Origin of the sequence: Micromonospora sp. NPDC005087 (assembly GCF_042872965.1) — a bacterium.
Lineage (GTDB): Bacteria > Actinomycetota > Actinomycetes > Mycobacteriales > Micromonosporaceae > Micromonospora.
In genome coordinates, this window is the sequence record NZ_JBIALB010000015.1 from 72,373 (window position 1) to 89,812 (window position 17,440).

Here is a 17,440-nt window from a genome sequence, read left to right on the forward strand (position 1 = left end):
GGGATTGGTGCGGATCGAAGCCCAGGCACTGATCCACGCTTCGATAGCGGCGGTGATCAAGTGCACGGACCGCATCTCGGGACGGGCAAGGGACGTCGTCCCTACTGCGTCGGGAAATCCCGGGTGGGTCAGAGGCGGCCTGCGTGTTGGCAGGTCCGCACCCTGGGGTCGGGCCCCCTGTTTCTGCTGTGCCCGGTTGCCGTCTTGCCGTCGCCGGCTGTTGTGCGGCTAGAACGGGGGCTCGGCGTCGGCAGGAGGCGTCTGCCGGGGCGGCTGGCGGGAAGCGCCGATCTCGCGGGCGCGCGCGGCGAGGGCGGTCAGGCCCAGCCGCTGGGGGAAGAGGGAAGGGGCGGCCTGTTGCTGGCCGGGCTCGGGGCACACGCCCCAGCCCGGGGCGCCCGGCGGCCCACCGGCCCTCCACAGGTGTGTGGAGATGCCGCGGGGCGGGTCAGACCGGCCACCGCCGGCACCCGCTCGCGGTAGCGGCAGCCGGTGAGCGGCCGGAGGCGATATTGGCGCGCGGGGGCACCCGCCTCGTACCGGATTGGTCGGCGCGCTTTGGGTGGAGTGCCGCATTGCGGCAATCGGTCGTCGGCTGTGTCGATCAGGCGCGCGCTGTGGTGAGCAGGCGGCGCAGGCAGGCCGGGATGACGGTGGCCCGCACCTGTGCCGGCGGGTCGTCCAGCACGAGCGTCGTGGTGGTGTCGAGGCCCCGGTACCGCAGGATCCGGTAGTGGCGGCCGTCGATGTCGCAGGCGGTGAGTGCCCGCACCGGGATTTCCTCGTCGTCGGCGGGCAGCCCGTGAGCGGCGGCGGTGCGGCGGCCGGCGTCGCTGGTGTCCAGGCCCTCGCCGAGGAACGCCATCGCGAGCAGCCGCCGCTGCCCGGTGTGCGCCCACCGGGTGAGCAGCGGCGCCGCTTCGGGGGCGGTGAGGTGGGTGGTGAGGGTCTTCAGGCCGACCCAGTAGGGCAGTCGCATGCCGGGGACGGTCTGCGCGTGCAGCCACCAGAACGCCGGATCGACGGTGAGTGCGTCGATGTCGATGCGGGGCTGGTGGCGGTGGGTGGTGGCGTCGAAGAGGCCGAGCAGGGCCGGCTGGGCGTCCCAGCCTCGGGTGTCGGCGTCGTGTTCGACGGCGGTGAGCGCCGCGCGGATGGCGGCGACGCGGTGTCGTGACCTCATCAGGTGGATGCCTCCTACTGCGTGAGGGGTGCGCAGGGCGGTGCCTGCGCTTGTCTGGCCGTGGACGCGCACCGGCCGGGCGGCGCGCCTGGGGGTCCCCTCAGATGCAGGGATGAGGGGCGCGCCGTCCGGGCGGCTTGTCGTGCGGTTAGAGGGCGATCGCGAGCAGCCGCTGGTCCGGCTCGAGGGTGTCGAGGTGGCGCAGGGCCTGCTCCAGGTAGGTCACCCGGTGGGCGAGGGCGTCACTGGCCGGGGCCAGCTTGCGGCCGTCGGCGGTGAGCAGAGCGTCACCGGCGATGGCGCTGGCAGCGTGGTAGTGCTGGTAGGCCATCTGGCCTGCCTGGTACATCTCCAGCTCGCCCGGGTTGGGCTGACCGGTGCCGGGCGTCGCCGCGGCGTGCATCCGCATCGCGTTGACCCGCGGCTGCGCGTGGAAGTCGCCCGTGGCGGCCTCGAACGGGTACTTCTGCGGGTCGGTGAGGTGGCGGCTCTCGAACACCGGCCACGGGGTGGCCGGGCGGGTGCCGTGCACGGCCTGCTGCCAGACCTGGTAGCGGATCCCAGCGCCGACGCCAGCGGCGTGGCGCATCCCTTGCAGGTCCAGCAGCCTGACCGGTCCGCCCGCGCACGACGCGGGGCGGCCCTTGCGCAGGCCGATCATCTGGTGGCGCTGCCACAGCCGCAGCTGCGGAACCGCCCAGAACAGGGGCGTGAGGGTGCCGGCGACCCCGAACTGCGTGTGCAGTTGGTGCGCGGTGAGCGCCTCGGCGGGCAGCTCGTCGGGCAGGCAGACGACCATCGTGGCGATGGTCGGCGCCGGCGTGACGGTCGGTGCGGCGGTGGTGGCCTGGGTGGGAGCCGGTCGGCGTGCGGGCGCCGAGGTGGCCTGCACGGTGGCCGGTCGGGTGGGCATGGCGGGCACGCGGCTGCCGTGACGGGTCAGCGGGATGCCGTTGAGAGCGGACATGCGCAGGTCCTCCTTCGTCGGTGCGTGTAGGCACGCGGGATTGACCGGCCCACCGGGTGCATGGGTCGGGTCAGGGCAATGGGGAGAAGGTGTGCGGGTGGTTGGTGCGACCTCGAGGGCCGTCGCGCGGGGCGCGTGCCGACCGGCCTGAGCGGGTGGGCGTCGCGTACCGCTGGGTGCGGCGGGGTGTCCCTGAGGTGGGACCGAACCGGGGTGAAGCGATATGTGGGGTGTGGTGTTGCCGAAAACGGTAGCGGCGCGGTCTGTCAGCGCCTGTCGCGCGCTTCGTCGGCGCAAGACCGCCGCTGAGCAGCGCTGTCAGGCGCTTTCGTTGCCAGCGCGGGCTGGTGAGGCGGGCCGTCGGTCAGAACCGGTAGATCTGACAGACGACCTTGTCGGCTGTCAGAGAGGCGGGGCCGCTCACCGGGCCGGTCGCGCGGGAGGTAGGGCCGTGACCTGCGCTGTCAGACAGCGATGGCGGCTGGCAGGCCTGTTGAGGAGGCCTACTCGGCGGGCTAGTCCGCCAAGCGGACCAGCGCTGGTCCGCGTCGTGCCCAGCTTCCTCTGCAGCGGTAGGGGCCGCGGTGTGGGCGTACCGGCCCGGTCGGCGGTATCCGCGCCCGTCCAGCGACGAGAAGATTGGTGGTACGGAGTGGGGACGACGGAGATCCGGGTGCACGGCGTGGTCGAACCGGGCCCGGAGAGTCTCCTTGGCCGCCCGGTCGTTGACCGGGTGGCCGGTGACCGGGAGACACCGCGCTGGAGCACGCCAGGGTCGAAGTGACTGCGCTGCCCGCCGGCTACGCGGAGGCGCTGGCTCCGCTGCGCCGCGGGCAGGCCGGCCACGATCCGGGCCGGGTCGCGACCGATGTGGCGGTGATGCTCCAGCGATAGCGCCCCGGCGCCGACCGCCGCGTCAAGCCCCGCGTATGCACAGGTCAAGCTCGGTGTGCTGTGCGCGCAGGTCGAAGCGACCGTGGTGGCCGACGACCTCGCCACCCTCACTTGCCGCCCCTTCGGAAGGGCCGAGGCTGGCGGGGGGCAGATTGTCCCGTATCCGGCTAACACTCCGATTCGGAAGCCGTGGTGTAACCACACCTAGAAGGGTAACCACCACTCCACTAGGCACCGGATTGGCCAGCGGCGGCGGCTCGTGTGGCCAGAGCGGAGGGGCAGCGTGCGGGTCGACCAGATCAATATCCTGCAGGGAGACGCCTTCGTTGTAAGCGACCGGCAGGGTGACATCAACCCGGCCGCCAACGTTCCCGACGGGCTGTTCTATCGCGACATGCGGCACTTATCGCGGTGGCAGCTGCGCCTCAACGGCCACCAAATGGAGGCGCTAAGCGCGGACAACCTCGAGTACGACGAAGTTGCTTTCTTTCTGATCGAGCCGACCGGAACGATCTACCGGAACCCGTCGCTGTCGGTCACCCGCCGCCGCGAAGTGGCGACTGGCATGCAGGAGCGCATCACGGTCCACAACTTCGGCAAGACGCCGGTCGCGTTCGAACTCACGATGATATTCGACGCCGACTTCGCCGACATCTTCGACGTCAAGGATCAGATGTCGAAAACCGGCCATCTGTACCGCCGTCGGCGCGACGGCGGGATCACGTTGGGCTACAGCCGCGCCGACTTCTGCCGCGAAACCCACATCGACGCCCCCGGTGCCTTCGTTACCGAGGAGTCGCTCACCTTCCGACACGAGCTACCACCTGGACAAGAGTGGGGCATCGACATCCAGATCCGGGTTGGGGTCGAAGCGGACGCGGCGCTACAGCGCCGCCACCACCACCCGGACATGCCTTACAGCATCCGAGAATGGCTGGACGCGTCACCCATCTTGGACACGGATTGGGACGACTTGCTGCACATCTACCACCGCAGTCTGCTCGACCTCGCCGCGTTGAGGTTCTACCCCTTCGTCGGAGATAGAGCCTCTCTGCCCGCAGCCGGGCTGCCCTGGTTCATGGCGGTGTTCGGCCGCGATAGCCTCCTAGTCAGCTATCAGATGCTGCCGTTCCACCCCGAACTTGCCTATACGACTTTGCGGGCCCTCGCCGAGCGGCAGGCGATCCATGAGGACGACCACCGCGATGCCGAACCGGGGAAGATCCTGCACGAACTGCGCCACGGGGAGCTTGCCCATTTCGGCGAGCGTCCGCAGTCCCCGTACTTCGGGGCCGCTGACACCACGCCGCTGTTCCTGATCGTCCTAGACGAGTACGAACGGTGGACCGGTGACACGCAGACCGTAAAGGACCTCCAGCCCGCGGCCCGCGCCGCGTTGCGGTGGCTGGAGACGTACGGCGACCTCGACCACGACGGCTACATCGAATACCAAACTCGCAACCCGCGCAGCGGTCTGGTCAACCAATGCTGGAAGGACTCCTGGAACTCGGTGGTCCACCCCGACGGCAGCCTCGCCAAGCTTCCCCGGGCCACCTGCGAAATTCAGGGCTATGCCTACGACGCGCGCCGCCGAACGGCGCGGCTCGCACGGGAGATTTGGAACGACCCCGACCTCGCCGAGCGTCTGGAACGCGACGCCGAGGAACTCTATCGCCGGTTCAACACCGACTTTTGGCTACCCGACCACGGCTATTACGCACTCGCGTTGGACGGGGACAAGAAGCCGGTGACCACATTGACCTCCAACATCGGACACCTGCTGTGGAGCGGGATCGTGCCGCCCGAACGCGTTGACGCGCTCGCCGCGCTGCTCTGCGGACCCCGGATGTTTACGGGATGGGGCGTGCGCACCCTCGCTGACGAGCAGCCAGCCTACAACCCGCTTGAGTACCACAACGGCACCGTTTGGCCGCACGACACCGCGATCGCCGCAGCCGGGCTTGCCCGGTACGGACACCGCGACGAGGCCAACCAACTCGCGATGGGGCTGTTGCAGGCCGGCCATCATCTGCGCCATCGACTGCCCGAGGCACTCGCAGGCTACCCACGAAAGAACACTTTGGTGCCCGTGCTCTACCCCACCGCCTGCTCCCCACAGGCGTGGGCCGCCGGTGCGCCGATGATGCTGCTCCGCACGATGCTCGGCATCGATCCGGAGCCCGACACTCTGGCCGTGCGCCCACACCTACCTGAGGATCTCCGCCGCCTGGCACTGCACGGAGTGCGCTTCCGCGGCACGCGGGTCGAGGCCCTCGCGGGCACCGCCGCACACGACCTAGATCGGTTGAAGCCGATACCGGGCGCCCGCGAGCTTCAGTGAACAACACACCATTCGGTCGAGATCACCGTTGGACGGTAGCGGCCGGACACTGTGCTGGGAGATCCTGCGCGACGACGACGGCGCCGTCCCGCAGATTGACCGATACCTCGTCCCGCCATCGCCCACCTCCACAACACCGCGTCACCGGTTGCTACACGTCCCCGCCCGCCTCACCCATTCCGCCCGACGACCCGTTCCCCGAGGAACCCGCCACTCGCCGGGTAACCGCCATGCCCATATGCCGGACGAACCACAAGGAAAGATCAACCAGCGGTCGGCCACCCTTGGTCACACTTAGCGACAGGCCGAGGCTAGTGATCCGTCGCGGTCCCGCCAGCGCCCTGCCTGCGCCGGGTAGCGATCACGGTGGTGGCGACGAGGGTGGCGAGGAGCAGAGCGGTCAGGCGCGCCGGTGCCGGCGTGAACGGTGTCAGCAGTACGAGCGCCGTCGTGGCCAAGTACGGCACGGTCATCTTCAGCTGCTCATACGGGCGGATGTGCAGCGTCCAGACTGCGAGCAGGTAGACGGCGACCGGCGCGGCTACCGCGTACCCTGCGGCGACGGGCCCGAGGTGCGCGGTGCCGGTTTGGTAGTCGACGTCGACGGCGAGGCCCGCGCCGAGCGCAGCCGCCGATGCGAAGATCAGGTACTGACCGTATCCCCACAGCAGCGCCACGCGCGGCGAGGCCGCCAGGTGCTGAACTGGGCGATCGAAGTACAGCCACCACATCGCGAAGACGATCACGATGCCGGCACCGGCGATCGACAGAAGAGTGCTTGCCTTGGTCCCTCGGTCAAAGGCGGTCTGGACGGCGAGGCTGGCCGCGAGTACCGACTCGCCGAGGACGATGATGGTGAATAGGCCGTACCGCTCGGTTATGTGGCGTGGGTGCCAGATGATCGGAGCGGGGCGTCTCGCCCAGAAGGGTAAGAGCAGCTCGGCGAGGACGATCGCCAGGAAGCCGGGCAACAGCCAGTGCCACCCTCCGGGCAGTGCCAGCCGGGCGATCCAGGCCGCCTGCAGCACGATGACGCCCACGGCGTAGCGCTGTGCGGTGGCCCGCCGCTCCGGATCGCTGCGGGCGACGCGCAACCATTGCGCGACCATCGCCAGCCGCATGATCACGTACCCGTAGGTGATGACGGAGAAGTCGCCGCGGTCGAAAGCGCGAGGCACGCCACCGGCGATCACCAGCGCCCCGGCGATCTGGACCAGGGTGGTGAGGCGGTAGACGTCGTCCTCGGGGTCGTACGCGGAGGCGAATGTGGTGAAGTTCATCCACGCCCACCAGATCGCGAAGAACACCGCCGGATAGAGGCCAATCCCGTGACCGATGTCGGCCTCGCCCAGGTTGTGGTGCAGCCGGTCGGCGACCTGCCTCACCGCGGCCACGAAGCATAGGTCGAAGAGCAGTTCCAGCGGAGTCACGGTCCGGTACGGCTCGTCGGTGGGGCGGGCGACCATGGGCCGGTACCAGGCCCGGACGGGAGGCCGTGGAGGAGTCACTGTGTCGGACATGGCAGCACCTCGGACGGCTCGCGAAGACGATTCCTGCCGCTGATCATTCCGACCGCGGCCCGTCCCGTACCGACGCTCACCAAAGTTCACGTGAACGTGCGTGGAAGTCGACTCCACCGGCCGCATGCGAGGCGCCCCAGACCGAACCAAGGGACGACGGTGACTGCTACCCGTTCGCTGCTCCGACCTCCGAGGCCGCTATGCGGTAGCGAGAACTCGTTCGCCTATTTCGTGGCCGATCCGCTCGAGCTTGCCCGCGCTGCCTTCCTTCTGGATGAGGTTAGCCAGCATGCTCTGCGTACACCCGCTCTCGCCTGCAGCGGGACGCGGACCTCGCCGCCCGCGACCCCGGCCGGCTTTCGCAAAGTCGGCTTATCGTGGTCGGGACCCCCGTGCGGGCCTCGCCGGGATCGGCGGGCAATCATTGGCCGGTCGCGGCACCATGTTTGTGCGCCGAACGGGCGGGAAGCGGGTCTCATGGCCTTCCGTACCCCGAACATGGCGGCGAGTCTCGGGCGAGGCACCCTCGCCGGTGTCGGTGGCACCGCCGTTGGGGCTAGTCGCTCGTGTCGGGGTGGGTGAAGCGGTGCGGGTTGGTGGCGGGGTTGTCGGGGCCGTGGTCGCTGGGCAGCTCGTGCAGCCACCGGCGCAGGCTCGGGTCGGTGGTGAGGGTCCAGGCCGGGCCGGCGGGGTGTTCGTCGTGGATGCCGGTGGCCACCGGCATGGCGGTGGGCACGCCGGCCAGGGCGCGCAGGAGGTTGGCCTCTCGGCGGCGGCTGCGCACGCGCAGCAGGACGGGGTAGCGGGGTCCGAACTCGGCGAGGCGTTCGTAGGCGCGCAGCTTGCGCAGCACCCTGCCTAGGTTCTCGGTGTTGTTGTCGTGTTCGAGGAAGAAGCCGACGCTGCGCTCGCCGACGGTCCAGACGCCGTGGGCGTCGGGGCGGATGTCGGCGGCGGCGTAGGCGGCGGTGGCGTGCTGCTCGGACCACCACCGCGCCAGCTGCGCGTTGGGGTCGGTGTGGGTGTAGGCGTGCAGGTCGACGAAGAGCTGGTTAACGCCGAGGAGGTGGCGCAGCTTGTGGCTGCCGACGATGCGTTCGGTGCGCTCGATGCTGCTGCGCGGCGGTCGCGCCGACGGCCGGTCGGGGTCGGTGTATGCGGTGGGGTGCACCACGGCGCCGAGCGGGCCGAGGGCGTAGAGGTACTGGCTGGTGCCGGTGGTGACGTCCACGAATCGGGTGACCGCGTCGATGGTGTGCAGCGCCGCGAGGCGTAGCAGGGCCGCCCGCCGGGATGGGAACAGCGCTTGGGCGATCTGGTCGGTGGATAGAAGGTAGTGCTCGGCGAGCCAGTCGAGCAGTTGACGGTCGCGCAGGGTCAGCCGACGCAGGAGTTGCAGGCGGTCCTGGCGGGTCGGGCGGCGCGAGGACGCGGAGCGGCCGGGCGAGGAAGGCTCGGGGGAGTGGGGGTGAGGGGGGGCAGGACGCTGCGGGTCGGAGTGTTCGGCGGACATGCGGGGTTCCCTTCACGCAGGAAGGAGGATCCCCTCTGTGGGAGGGGTGTCTGGAATTGGTGGACCCTGCGGCTGTGGCTGATCACGGGGCGTGTGCAGCGTTGACAGGCCTACCTGAGCCGTTCTGTCAGCGGCACGGAGCTGACGGTGGTGAAGGGGTGGTGATGCGCTGGCCGAAGGGGCATCGCGGCCTCGATCTGGCTGCGGTGACAGACACCGAAGCGCTGGTCCTGCAGGGCTGTTGCGCCCGGTCAGGAGAGGCCTCTGCCGCCTCTGGTCCTTGCGCCTTTGTCGTCGCGGGGCTGGGACAGCCGGTCGACGAGGGCGTCGATGGCGCTGGTGTTCTGCGCCTGCACGGTCCGGGCGACGCTCTCCCGGATCGCGGTGGCTTCACCCACGACCGGCTGGGGTGGGCGGGTGCGCAGCGTGAACGCCGGTGTCTGCCGGCCGTCGACGACCAGTCGGGTCGCGGCGGTGTAGGCGTCGAGGTGCGTGAGGTCGTGCTCGTCGAGCTCGGGAAGGGTGTGGCGGGCGAGGACGCGGGCGTCCTCGGGAGCGCACGAGAAGTAGATCTTGTTGCGGGCGTTCGCTGACGCGGCGGCGAGGAGGTCTTTGGGGAACTGGGCGAGGTCCTGGTGTGACAGGACGAGGGACAGCCGGTACTTGCGGGCTTCGGCGAGCATCGTGTCCAGGCTGTTGGCTAGGGTGAGGAAGTTCTGCGCCTCGTCGATGATCAGCGTGGCGTCCCGCCGCTTGTCGGGGGCTACCTTCGCGCGGGCGGTGGCAGCTTGCCATACCTGCGCGAGGATCAGGGAGCCGAGGAGTTTGCTGGTGTCCTCTCCGAGCTGGCCTTTTGGGATCCGCACGAGCAGCGCGCCGCCGTCGAGGACCTTGCCCATGTCGAAGCTGGATGTCGGGTAGCGCATGGTGCGTTTGACGAAGTCGCGCAGCAGGAACGCGCGCAGTCGGGCGAGGACGGGGCCGATGACCTGGGAGCGCAGGGCGGGATTCAGCTCGTCGTACCACTGCCAGAACCCGGACAGGCCGGCCGGGTCGTCGAGGTCGACGGTCATCGCCGAGCGGAACTGCGCCGAGTTGAGCAGGGGTGGGATGTGCTGCAGGGTGACGTTGGCGTGCCGGAGCAGGGTCAGGCAGGCCACCCGCATGACGTCGTCCATGCGGGGCCCCCACGCCTTGGCGAAGATGTTCCCGAAGATCGACACGAGGTTGTCGACGACGAGGTCGGGGTCGTCGCCGGAGAGCGGGTTGATCGTGGGCGGGTTGGGTTGGTCGGGGTCGAACAGCACCACCCGCTCGGCGACGGAGGCGGGAAGCCGGTCCAGGATGTCGAGGACCATGTCGCCGTGGGGATCGATGACGACGGTGCCCCGGCCGGCTTTGATGTCGTCGACGGCCATGTTCACCAGCAGGGTGGTCTTTCCGCTGCCGGTGGAGCCGACGACGTGCAGGTGGTAGCGGGCGTCGGGGACGGCCAGGGCGACGCCGTGGCCGCCGACCTGCGCATCGCCGATCATCTTCGTGCCGCGCCCGCCCGTGGGCACGGCGACGGGGGTGGGCATGGACTTCGCCCGCGCCCGATCCAGGCCAGGCACGGCCAAATCGCGGGGCAGGGCGGCGAGGGCGGCCAGCTCGGGGGTGCAGGTGAGGAACCCGGCACCGAGGCGCCGAACCGCGAGGACCGCGGCGGGGTGGAGCATGCGGGTGCGGTGGGTGAGGCGGTTGCGGCCGGAGTAGACCGCGAAGGACGACGCGACCGTGTCGGCGATGCCGCGCAGCCGGGGCCGCTGGTCGCTGTTGGCGCGGTGGTTGTCCTTGCCGATGGCGTAGCGCACGGCGGTTTCCCACAGCGGGTGGGCGGTCTTGTCGAGGATGGCCCGCACGTCGCGTTCCACTGCTGGGTCCCGGCGGCCTGCGGCAGGGCTGGATCGGGTGCGGGCGGAGGATCCGGTCTGGAAGACCTCGATGAGCCAGAGCAGCGGTGCGGCGGGGTTGATGGTGGGGATGGCGGTCTTGCCGTCGCGCAGCCGGGCGGCGGCTCGTCGGGCGCGCGACGCGCGGCGGGGTGCGGCGGGACGGGCCAGGACCTGCACGCAGGCGTACTCGTCGGCGCGCAGCCCCGAGCCGGCGGACATCAGCGCGCGCAGCGGGTCGTTGTCGTGGTCGGTGTGAAAGGGCAGCCATTCGGCGGCGGTGGGCAGCAGGTGCCCGCCCACCGCCGCCGGCACCTCGACGGGCATCGGTGGTGGGGGTGTGTCGTCGGTGGTGCAGGCGGCCCCCGGCCAGGCGGCGCGGACGGCGGCTTCGACGGCGCCGGGTGGGACGGTGCCGGGCACCCAGACGGAGATGAGTAGCCGCCGCCCGGTCCAGGTGTACTGCCACACCAGGTGCGGGCTGCCGTGGAGCAGGCGTCTGCGTCGGGATGGGGTGAGGGTGCCGGTGAGGTTGGCCCACAGGGCCTGCGCGCTGTGCGGGTCTACCTCTGGTGGTGGGGCGATCGTGACGAGGCGGGCGCCGTCGGCGTGGCGGCGGTGCCTCCACAGGGCGAGCAGGTTGCGCCCGGCGACGAAGACCACGAGGGCGGCGGCGGCCACGGCCAGCAGCCACGGCCGCTGCCCGGCCCACGCGGCGGCGTCGAGGAGCCAGCGGGTCGGCCCGGTCGGGGGCACGACAAAGCCGGCGCCCGGCCTCGAAGGGCCAGGCACCGGCGTGGGGGTGGGCGGGAGGACCCCCGCGATGGCGGTGGCGGACGGCGTCACAGGTCGTCTCCCTCGTCCAGGTCGGCGAGTTCGCTCGGGCGGGTGGTGCACAGCTGATGCTCGGTGTCGGAGGCGATGGCTTCGAAGCTGCTGCGGTTGGTGCCGGAGATCAGCAGGCCGGTTCCGACGCGGGCGGCGAGCAGGAGCCGGCGTTCGCCGGCGGTGAGGCCGAACGCGTCGCCGATGGCGTCGATGGCCTGCGGTGCCTGCTTGAGTAGCACCTGGGTGGCGGCGTTGGCGACGACGGCGTGGCCGAGGTCGGTGCCCAGGACGTCGGCGACGTCCTGGGTGATGACGGTCAGGCCGGCGTGGCGTTTGCGGGCGGCCTTGGACATGCGGAACAGGAACCGGGCGCCCTCGCCGTCGCGCATGAGCAGCCACGCCTCGTCCACCACCACCAGCCGGCGGGCCGCCGGCCGGCTGGGGGCGTCGACTTGCCGCCAGATCGCGTCGAGGGCGAGGAGGGTGCCGACGGTGCGCAGCTCGTCGGGCAGGTGCCGCAGCGACCACACCACCAGGTGCCCGTCCGGGCGAGTGGTGCTCGGCCCGTCGAACAGGTCCGAGAACGACCCGTGCACCCACGGGGCGAGGCGGGCGGCGAGCTGGCCGGCGGCGGGGTCGTCGTCGGCGTGTAGGCGGTCGGCGAGGTCGCGCAGGAGCGGGGCGGGTCGGTGGTGGGTGGCGGGGTCGGCGGTGATGCCCGCGGTCCGGTAGACGGCGAGGATGGCCCGGTCCAGGGCCGCCCGCTCCGCTGGCGGGGGCTGGTGGCCGAGGAGCACCGCGATGAGGGTGTGCAGGAACAGGCCGCGGCGGGTCAGCACGTCGGGGCGGGTGTCCCCGGCGGGCAGGTCGAACGGGTTGACCTTCACCCCGGCCACACCGAGGCGGACCACGGTGCCGCCGACGGCGTCGGCCAACCTGAGGTACTCGTCTTCGGGGTCGATGACGGCGACCTGCACCCGCTGGTAAAGGTTGCGCAGGATCTCCAGCTTCACGAAGTACGACTTCCCGGCGCCGGAGCGGGCCAGGACCACGGAGTTGTGGTTCTCCTGCGCCCACCGGTCCCACCAGACGATGCCGCCGGAGTCCGGGTTGACGCCGTAGAGGATGCCGCCTTCGGCGGGCGGGTCGCCGGGCAGCGGCGCGGGCAGGTCCGCCGACGCGAGGGGAAACGCGGCGGCCAAGGCCTGGGTGTCCATGGTGCGGCGCATCTGCAGTGAGTCTGTGGCCAGGGGCAGGGTGGTGGTCCACCCGGCGAGGTGCCGCCACGTGGCGGGCTGCACCTCGATCAGCGTCGACGCGGCGGCGGCTTTCACCTGCGCGCACGCGTGCAGGAGTTCGTCTTCGGTGCGGGCGTGCACGGTCAGGTACAGGCCGACGCGGAACAGCTTCGCCACGCCGCGGGCGAGGCGCTGGGCAAGGTCGGCGGCGTCGTCCGCCGCCGCTTCGACGGAGGGGTCGGACAGCTTGCCGGCCTTGGCGTCGGCGCGCCGCGACGACTCGAAGCGGGCGCGTTGGTTACGCAACCGGGACGCGGCGACCGGGGCGGGCAGCGGGTCGATGTGCAGGGCCAGGTCGAGGCGGCCCGGCCAGGACAGCAGCGGCTCCAGCCAGGCCGGGCCAACCTCGGCCGGGTAGCCGGTGACGACGAGGGTCGCGGCGTAGCCGTCGCCGACGCGCAGCATCCGCGGGGTCACCTCGACCGAGGCGGGAGCGACGGTGGCCGCCAGCGTGCAGGGCTGGCGGCCACCGTCGGTGGGCGTGCGGAAACGGGTGCGGGCTTTCATCGGGGATGCTTCCTTCTGTCGGTGTGGATGTCCGGCCCGGTGATGACGCTGTCGGGAGCGGCGAGGCCGCCGGGTCGGGGCGGGCGGTAGGGGTCGGCGGCGGCGGCGATCGCCGCCGTGACCGCCGCCCCGTCGAGGGCGCGGGTGCTCACGCCGAGGCCGGACAGGGCGCGGACGGTGTCGTCAGCGCGGCGCCGTGCGGCGTGCTCGCCCCGCTCGCCCGCGCTGCGGGTGACGATGAGGACCTGCCGGCGCAGCGGATCCCTGCGGGTGGCGAGGTCGTCGAGGAAGCGGGCGTGATCCGTTGCCGCGTCGGCCAGAGCCGGGTGCGCCAAGGTGTCCGCCGCGGTGGCGAGGGTGCGGGCGGCTGAGCGCAGGTCCACCGGCTGCGCCGACACGACGATCTGCGTCGCCGTGGACAGGCTGTTGAGCCAGCGGCCGAACGTGTCAACCAGAGCGGCCTGCTCGTCGGGAGTACGGAGGGCGAGGTTGACGTTGGTGGCGGCGACCATCGCCGCCCGTACCCCGCCGAGGCGGATCTCGCCGCCGTCGTCGATGGCGTCGGCGGGCAGCTTCAGCGGCGCCGGCAGCATCACCGTCGTCTTCGGCGCCTGCACCCAGTCGGGGGTCTTCGACGTCGTGTCGGTGGTCGACAGCGCCCGAGGCGCCCGCCAGTGGCGCACGGCGGCGAGGAGCCACACGTCCAGGGACAGCCCGTCACGGCGGCCGACCGCGACACCGAAGACCAGCCCGCCGACGACAACGGCGGCGCCGACGAGCACCGGCACCGGCACGAGGGTGTGCAGGCCCTGCCAGGCGCCGTAGAAGGCGAGGGCGGCGACGGCGAGGATCGCCAACTGCCGGAATGTCAGCCCGTAGGCGACCTTGTCGGGGGCGTCGACGTCGGCGGGCATCCGCGCCCGACCGGTGTCCGTGTGGTCGTTCATCGGCCCACCGCCCGAAGGCCCCGGCCGAGGCCGGGAACCGAGCGGGTGACCTGCTGCACCAGGATCACCCGCACCGACGCGCCGATCATGCTCGCGCCTCGGCCGTTGCCGGTGGAGACGAAGCGGCTCATCATCGCGGGCACCCGCAGGGTGGTCCACAGCATGACCATCACCACGAACAGGTTGATCACCCCGCCCGGGTCCACCGGCAGCCCGAGTACGGGCAACAGGTTGTCGGGGTCGGTGAGCATCCACTGCCCCGCGTACAGGGTGAAGCCCTGCACGATGGGCACGGCGAGGGTGCCGGCGTAGGCCTTCCACCACAGCCGGGCGATCGGGTCGGTGTGTGGCAGGGCGTGGCAGGCCAGGGCGAGGGGCGCGAAGGCGGTCAGGATCAGCACGATGGCGAAGCGGACGATCACGCTGAACGCGGTGGAGGCGAGCAGCACGGCGATGATCGCCACGCAGATCACGAACAGCAGCACCGCGGTCTTGTCCTGCCCGGCGGTGATGTGCGTCTTGATCGCCCGCAGCGCGCCGTCGCTGTCCCCGTCGCTGGTGGTGAGGGCGGCGGTGAGGGCGTTGGCGAGGTCGATGAGCATGCCGCACCACAGCTGGGAGAAGTGCGCGGCGACGAACCCCACGATCAGGCGGGGGAGCAGGTCTTTGATCGTGTAGCGGGAGCGTTCGTCGCCGCCGGCGGTCATGGTGAGCACCCCGGCGGTGACGAAGGCGAGGACGAAGACGGTGTCCACGACGAGCACGGAACGGCCGGTCAGGGCCTGCACCTGCGGCAGGGCGGTGACGTTCGGGGTGATCAGCAGCGCGCTGCTGATCACCCCGAACAGCGCGTCCAGGGTCGCCAGGATCGCCCCGGCGAGCCAGTCGAGGATTTGGTTGAGCACGAAGCCCATCACGGTGCACCGACGATGCCCTTGACGATCTGCAGCAGGATCGGCGCGAGGATGGCCAGGCCGTAGCCGACCAGGGCGTTCTTCAGCGCGCTCTTGGCCTTGTCGACCTGCGCCGGGTCGCCCCCGGCCGTGGCCCAGTAGACGCCGGCCAGGACGAGGAAGAGGGTGGCCACGGCGGCGAGGATGCCGATCAGCCAGGTCTGCAGGTTGAAGATGACGACCGGCAGGGAGTTCGCCGCCAGCATGGGCATGCCGGTGTCGGCGTGCGCGGCAGCGGGCACGGACAGGAACAGCAGCACCTCGCCGGTGACGGCGGCGACGCGGACGACCGGGCGGGCGGTGCGGGAGCGGGTGAGGGCACGAAGACGTGCCGGGATGCGGGACATGGTGTTGTCACCTCCGGCCCCACCCATGCCAGGCGTGGGGCGTCAAAACACGGCGGTCAAGGGGGCCGCCGCCGGGCGCGGGAGGCAGGGGGCGTCGTCGAGCCGCGACAGGTCCTCGGGAGGAGCACGTCCTCCCTGTCGGGTGTGGCGGTATCGGTGAGGTGTCAGCGCACCAAGACGGCGCGGCACCCGAGGCGCCCGGCTCACGGTCGGCCCCAACCTCGGGGCCCGGCGGCGGGCGGAACCCCCGCAGCGCCTCGTGCGGCGCCGCGGGAGATGTTCCGCACCCTCAAACCGGCGTTTGTCAGCTCTGGCGGGCACCCCTGGACCTGACACGGGTCTGGCAGCGCAGCCGCACGTCTGGCAGCCCAGCTCAGACGGCACCGCCGGGGCGCTGGCGTGGCGCTGCTGACAGCGCGGACCGCCCGCTGTCAGTTCGGACATGCCGGTGGTGGTGTCCCGAGCCGGACCTCGGCAAGGTCTTCAGGCTCTGACAGCCCTTGACATCCAGGGCACGGAACCCCGCGGCCGACGGCTCGGCGGGCATGGCCGGGTCGCACCGGACCCAGCGCCGCACTCGCGAGCGGCTGGGCCGTGCCGTGCGCCGACATGCCCCGGCCCCAGCTGAACTCAGGCGCGCGGGCCACCCCGGTGCTGCCCCAACACGGTGCCGCAGCGCTCGCCAGCATCGCGGCAGTGGGGGCGCGACAGCAGCGGCGGGGTCCAACCCCATGGTCGGACCCCGCTTCAGGAATGCGGTGCAGGTCAGGCAGCGGCGGCTGCCGGTGGCGCCGTCCGCCCGGGTCGGGTGGTGACGCGGCCGGTGCGGGTCCGCGTGCGGTGCATGGACTGGTTCTGCAGGTACGCGCGGGCCTTGGGGGACACGACGCCGGTGAGTAGTCCCTTGGCCAGGGCGTCGGCGAGGCGTTCGTCGATGCCGTTCATCCGCTTGCGCAGGGCGTCGACGGTGATGCCCAGACGCGCGGCGATGGGTTCGATCGACCGGCGCCCGAGCCGCAGGTCGATGTAGGGGTCAAGGTCGGTGTTTTCGAGTAGGCCGAGGCGGGCGGCGCGGCGAACGAGTAGGTCGGGGTGGCCGTAGGGGACGTGCGGGGTGCGGGGGCCGGTGACGTGCTCGATGTCGTCCACCGGCACCGCGGTGCCGGTGGCGCGCAGCAGTTCGTGTCCGGCACGCCAGGCGGCCATGCACAGCGCCGCGTGCGGGGCGGGCTTGGCCAGGTCGACGCGGTCGCGCAAGGCGGTGAGGAAACCAGTCAAAATCTCTGCGTCGAGGTCGGCGGCGTCACCGGACCAACCGGCGTGCAGCCGGCCGGCGTGCCGGCGTAGCGCGGGCATCGCCATCGCCACCGCCGCGATGACCCAGGACGGTCCGTCAAGGCGGGCGCGGCGGACCAGATCCCGCCACACCGCGTCACGCGCGGTGTAGGCGCGGGGGTGGCGCAGCAGCCAGTCGCGCAGCGCCGGGAGTGTCATGACACCGCCCGGCAGGCCGGTGTCAGGTCCGAGGGTGTCCAGGTCGAGTGTCATCGGGGCGGGGCCGCATGTCAGCGCCGCGAAAGCGGCGTCGACGGCGTCCAACGGCGAGTCGGGCCAGTCCGGGTCGGACACGCTCATGTCCACACACTCCATGTCAGAGAAAATCGTCGATGACGTGCCGAGGTGGGTGTCGCCCCCGGCGCGGAAGACATCGATTGCGCCACGGCGACCTCACAGACCTCTGACAGCCCAGGCCAACGCCACGATGACACCGCGTCCGCACGCCGGCGCGCCGACCTGACAGACGACGGCGGCCACCGGCGCCGACTCTGACAGCGGTCTGACAAACTGGCCTTGACCTGCGCGTTGACACCACCAGCCCGGGTGGTGACACCAGCCGCGCCGGCGGCTCTGACAGCCCGGCCGCGCCCGTCAGAGGGCTCTGACAGCGGTCTGGCAACCGCGCCGTGACGCCGTAGCGGTGTCTGACAGCCCTGCCGCTGTCGGACGCCGCCAACCTGACGGCGGCACGGTGTCTGTCACGGCGGCACCCCGGCGGCGGCGAACCGTGATCTGACAGCGGCACCGCCGGATGACGCGACGTCGCGGCGATGTCATCGACGACACTGCGTGACCGCACCAGACCTGACATGCGGGCCCTGGCGCGACGACGCGCCGGTCTGACAGTACGGTCCACGCACCGATGTCATCGGC

11 protein-coding genes are annotated in these 17,440 nt (G+C 71.3%); 1 reads left to right on the top strand and 10 read right to left on the bottom strand.

What is annotated here, in order from left to right:
* Positions 1-604 precede the first annotated feature (604 nt).
* Together ACFYPS_RS28180 and ACFYPS_RS28185 are read right to left on the bottom strand one after the other, a co-directional pair.
* On the bottom strand, positions 605-1,183 hold the full coding sequence (locus ACFYPS_RS28180) for a hypothetical protein (RefSeq protein WP_387328226.1): 579 nt from the start codon (positions 1,181-1,183) through the stop codon (positions 605-607).
* Between the two features lie 148 nt (positions 1,184-1,331).
* Positions 1,332-2,150, bottom strand: a complete 819-nt coding sequence (locus ACFYPS_RS28185) for a hypothetical protein (protein ID WP_387328229.1) — start codon at positions 2,148-2,150, stop codon at positions 1,332-1,334.
* A gap of 1,177 nt (positions 2,151-3,327) precedes the next feature.
* Here ACFYPS_RS28185 and ACFYPS_RS28190 point away from each other — a divergent pair.
* On the top strand, positions 3,328-5,385 hold the full coding sequence (locus ACFYPS_RS28190; protein ID WP_387328232.1) for a glycogen debranching N-terminal domain-containing protein: 2,058 nt from the start codon (positions 3,328-3,330) through the stop codon (positions 5,383-5,385).
* Positions 5,386-5,696: 311 nt separating this feature from the next.
* On the opposite strand, the gene ACFYPS_RS28195 is transcribed toward ACFYPS_RS28190, so the two are convergent.
* The 8 genes from ACFYPS_RS28195 to ACFYPS_RS28230 all read right to left on the bottom strand — a co-directional run bounded on the left by ACFYPS_RS28195 (position 5,697) and on the right by ACFYPS_RS28230 (position 16,864).
* Entirely contained in the window at positions 5,697-6,905 is a 1,209-nt protein-coding gene (locus ACFYPS_RS28195; protein ID WP_387328235.1) for a low temperature requirement protein A, read from the bottom strand.
* A 556-nt stretch (positions 6,906-7,461) separates the two neighbouring features.
* Positions 7,462-8,418 (bottom strand): replication-relaxation family protein, encoded by a 957-nt coding sequence (locus ACFYPS_RS28200; RefSeq protein ID WP_387328238.1) that lies wholly within the window; start codon positions 8,416-8,418, stop codon positions 7,462-7,464.
* A gap of 251 nt (positions 8,419-8,669) precedes the next feature.
* Positions 8,670-11,105, bottom strand: a complete 2,436-nt coding sequence (locus ACFYPS_RS28205) for a type IV secretory system conjugative DNA transfer family protein (protein WP_387328404.1) — start codon at positions 11,103-11,105, stop codon at positions 8,670-8,672.
* 86 nt (positions 11,106-11,191) lie between these two features.
* Positions 11,192-12,982, bottom strand: a complete 1,791-nt coding sequence (locus tag ACFYPS_RS28210) for a VirB4 family type IV secretion system protein (RefSeq protein ID WP_387328241.1) — start codon at positions 12,980-12,982, stop codon at positions 11,192-11,194.
* Positions 12,979-13,929 carry a PrgI family protein gene (locus ACFYPS_RS28215; RefSeq protein ID WP_387328244.1) on the bottom strand — a complete coding sequence of 317 codons (951 nt, stop codon included), beginning with the start codon at positions 13,927-13,929 and terminating at the stop codon, positions 12,979-12,981. The genes ACFYPS_RS28210 and ACFYPS_RS28215 overlap by 4 nt, the downstream gene beginning before the upstream one ends.
* Complete coding sequence (locus tag ACFYPS_RS28220) at positions 13,926-14,843, bottom strand: hypothetical protein (RefSeq protein WP_387328407.1); 918 nt, start codon at positions 14,841-14,843, stop codon at positions 13,926-13,928. Before ACFYPS_RS28220 ends, ACFYPS_RS28215 begins: the two co-directional genes overlap by 4 nt.
* On the bottom strand, positions 14,843-15,229 hold the full coding sequence (locus ACFYPS_RS28225; RefSeq protein WP_387328246.1) for a pilin: 387 nt from the start codon (positions 15,227-15,229) through the stop codon (positions 14,843-14,845). The genes ACFYPS_RS28220 and ACFYPS_RS28225 overlap by 1 nt, the downstream gene beginning before the upstream one ends.
* Before the next feature lie 765 nt (positions 15,230-15,994).
* Entirely contained in the window at positions 15,995-16,864 is an 870-nt protein-coding gene (locus tag ACFYPS_RS28230; protein ID WP_387328249.1) for a hypothetical protein, read from the bottom strand.
* Positions 16,865-17,440 lie beyond the last annotated feature (576 nt).

What these genes read in the sequence shown, in the direction of transcription:
- ACFYPS_RS28180 (WP_387328226.1), bottom strand. Translation starts at nt 1,183, where the DNA reads ATGAGGTCACGACACCGCGTCGCCGCCATCCGCGCGGCGCTCACCGCC.
- ACFYPS_RS28185 (WP_387328229.1), bottom strand. Translation starts at nt 2,150, where the DNA reads ATGTCCGCTCTCAACGGCATCCCGCTGACCCGTCACGGCAGCCGCGTG.
- ACFYPS_RS28195 (WP_387328235.1), bottom strand. Translation starts at nt 6,905, where the DNA reads ATGTCCGACACAGTGACTCCTCCACGGCCTCCCGTCCGGGCCTGGTAC.
- ACFYPS_RS28200 (WP_387328238.1), bottom strand. Translation starts at nt 8,418, where the DNA reads ATGTCCGCCGAACACTCCGACCCGCAGCGTCCTGCCCCCCCTCACCCC.
- ACFYPS_RS28210 (WP_387328241.1), bottom strand. Translation starts at nt 12,982, where the DNA reads ATGAAAGCCCGCACCCGTTTCCGCACGCCCACCGACGGTGGCCGCCAG.
- ACFYPS_RS28215 (WP_387328244.1), bottom strand. Translation starts at nt 13,929, where the DNA reads ATGAACGACCACACGGACACCGGTCGGGCGCGGATGCCCGCCGACGTC.
- ACFYPS_RS28220 (WP_387328407.1), bottom strand. Translation starts at nt 14,843, where the DNA reads ATGGGCTTCGTGCTCAACCAAATCCTCGACTGGCTCGCCGGGGCGATC.
- ACFYPS_RS28225 (WP_387328246.1), bottom strand. Translation starts at nt 15,229, where the DNA reads ATGTCCCGCATCCCGGCACGTCTTCGTGCCCTCACCCGCTCCCGCACC.
- ACFYPS_RS28230 (WP_387328249.1), bottom strand. Translation starts at nt 16,864, where the DNA reads ATGAGCGTGTCCGACCCGGACTGGCCCGACTCGCCGTTGGACGCCGTC.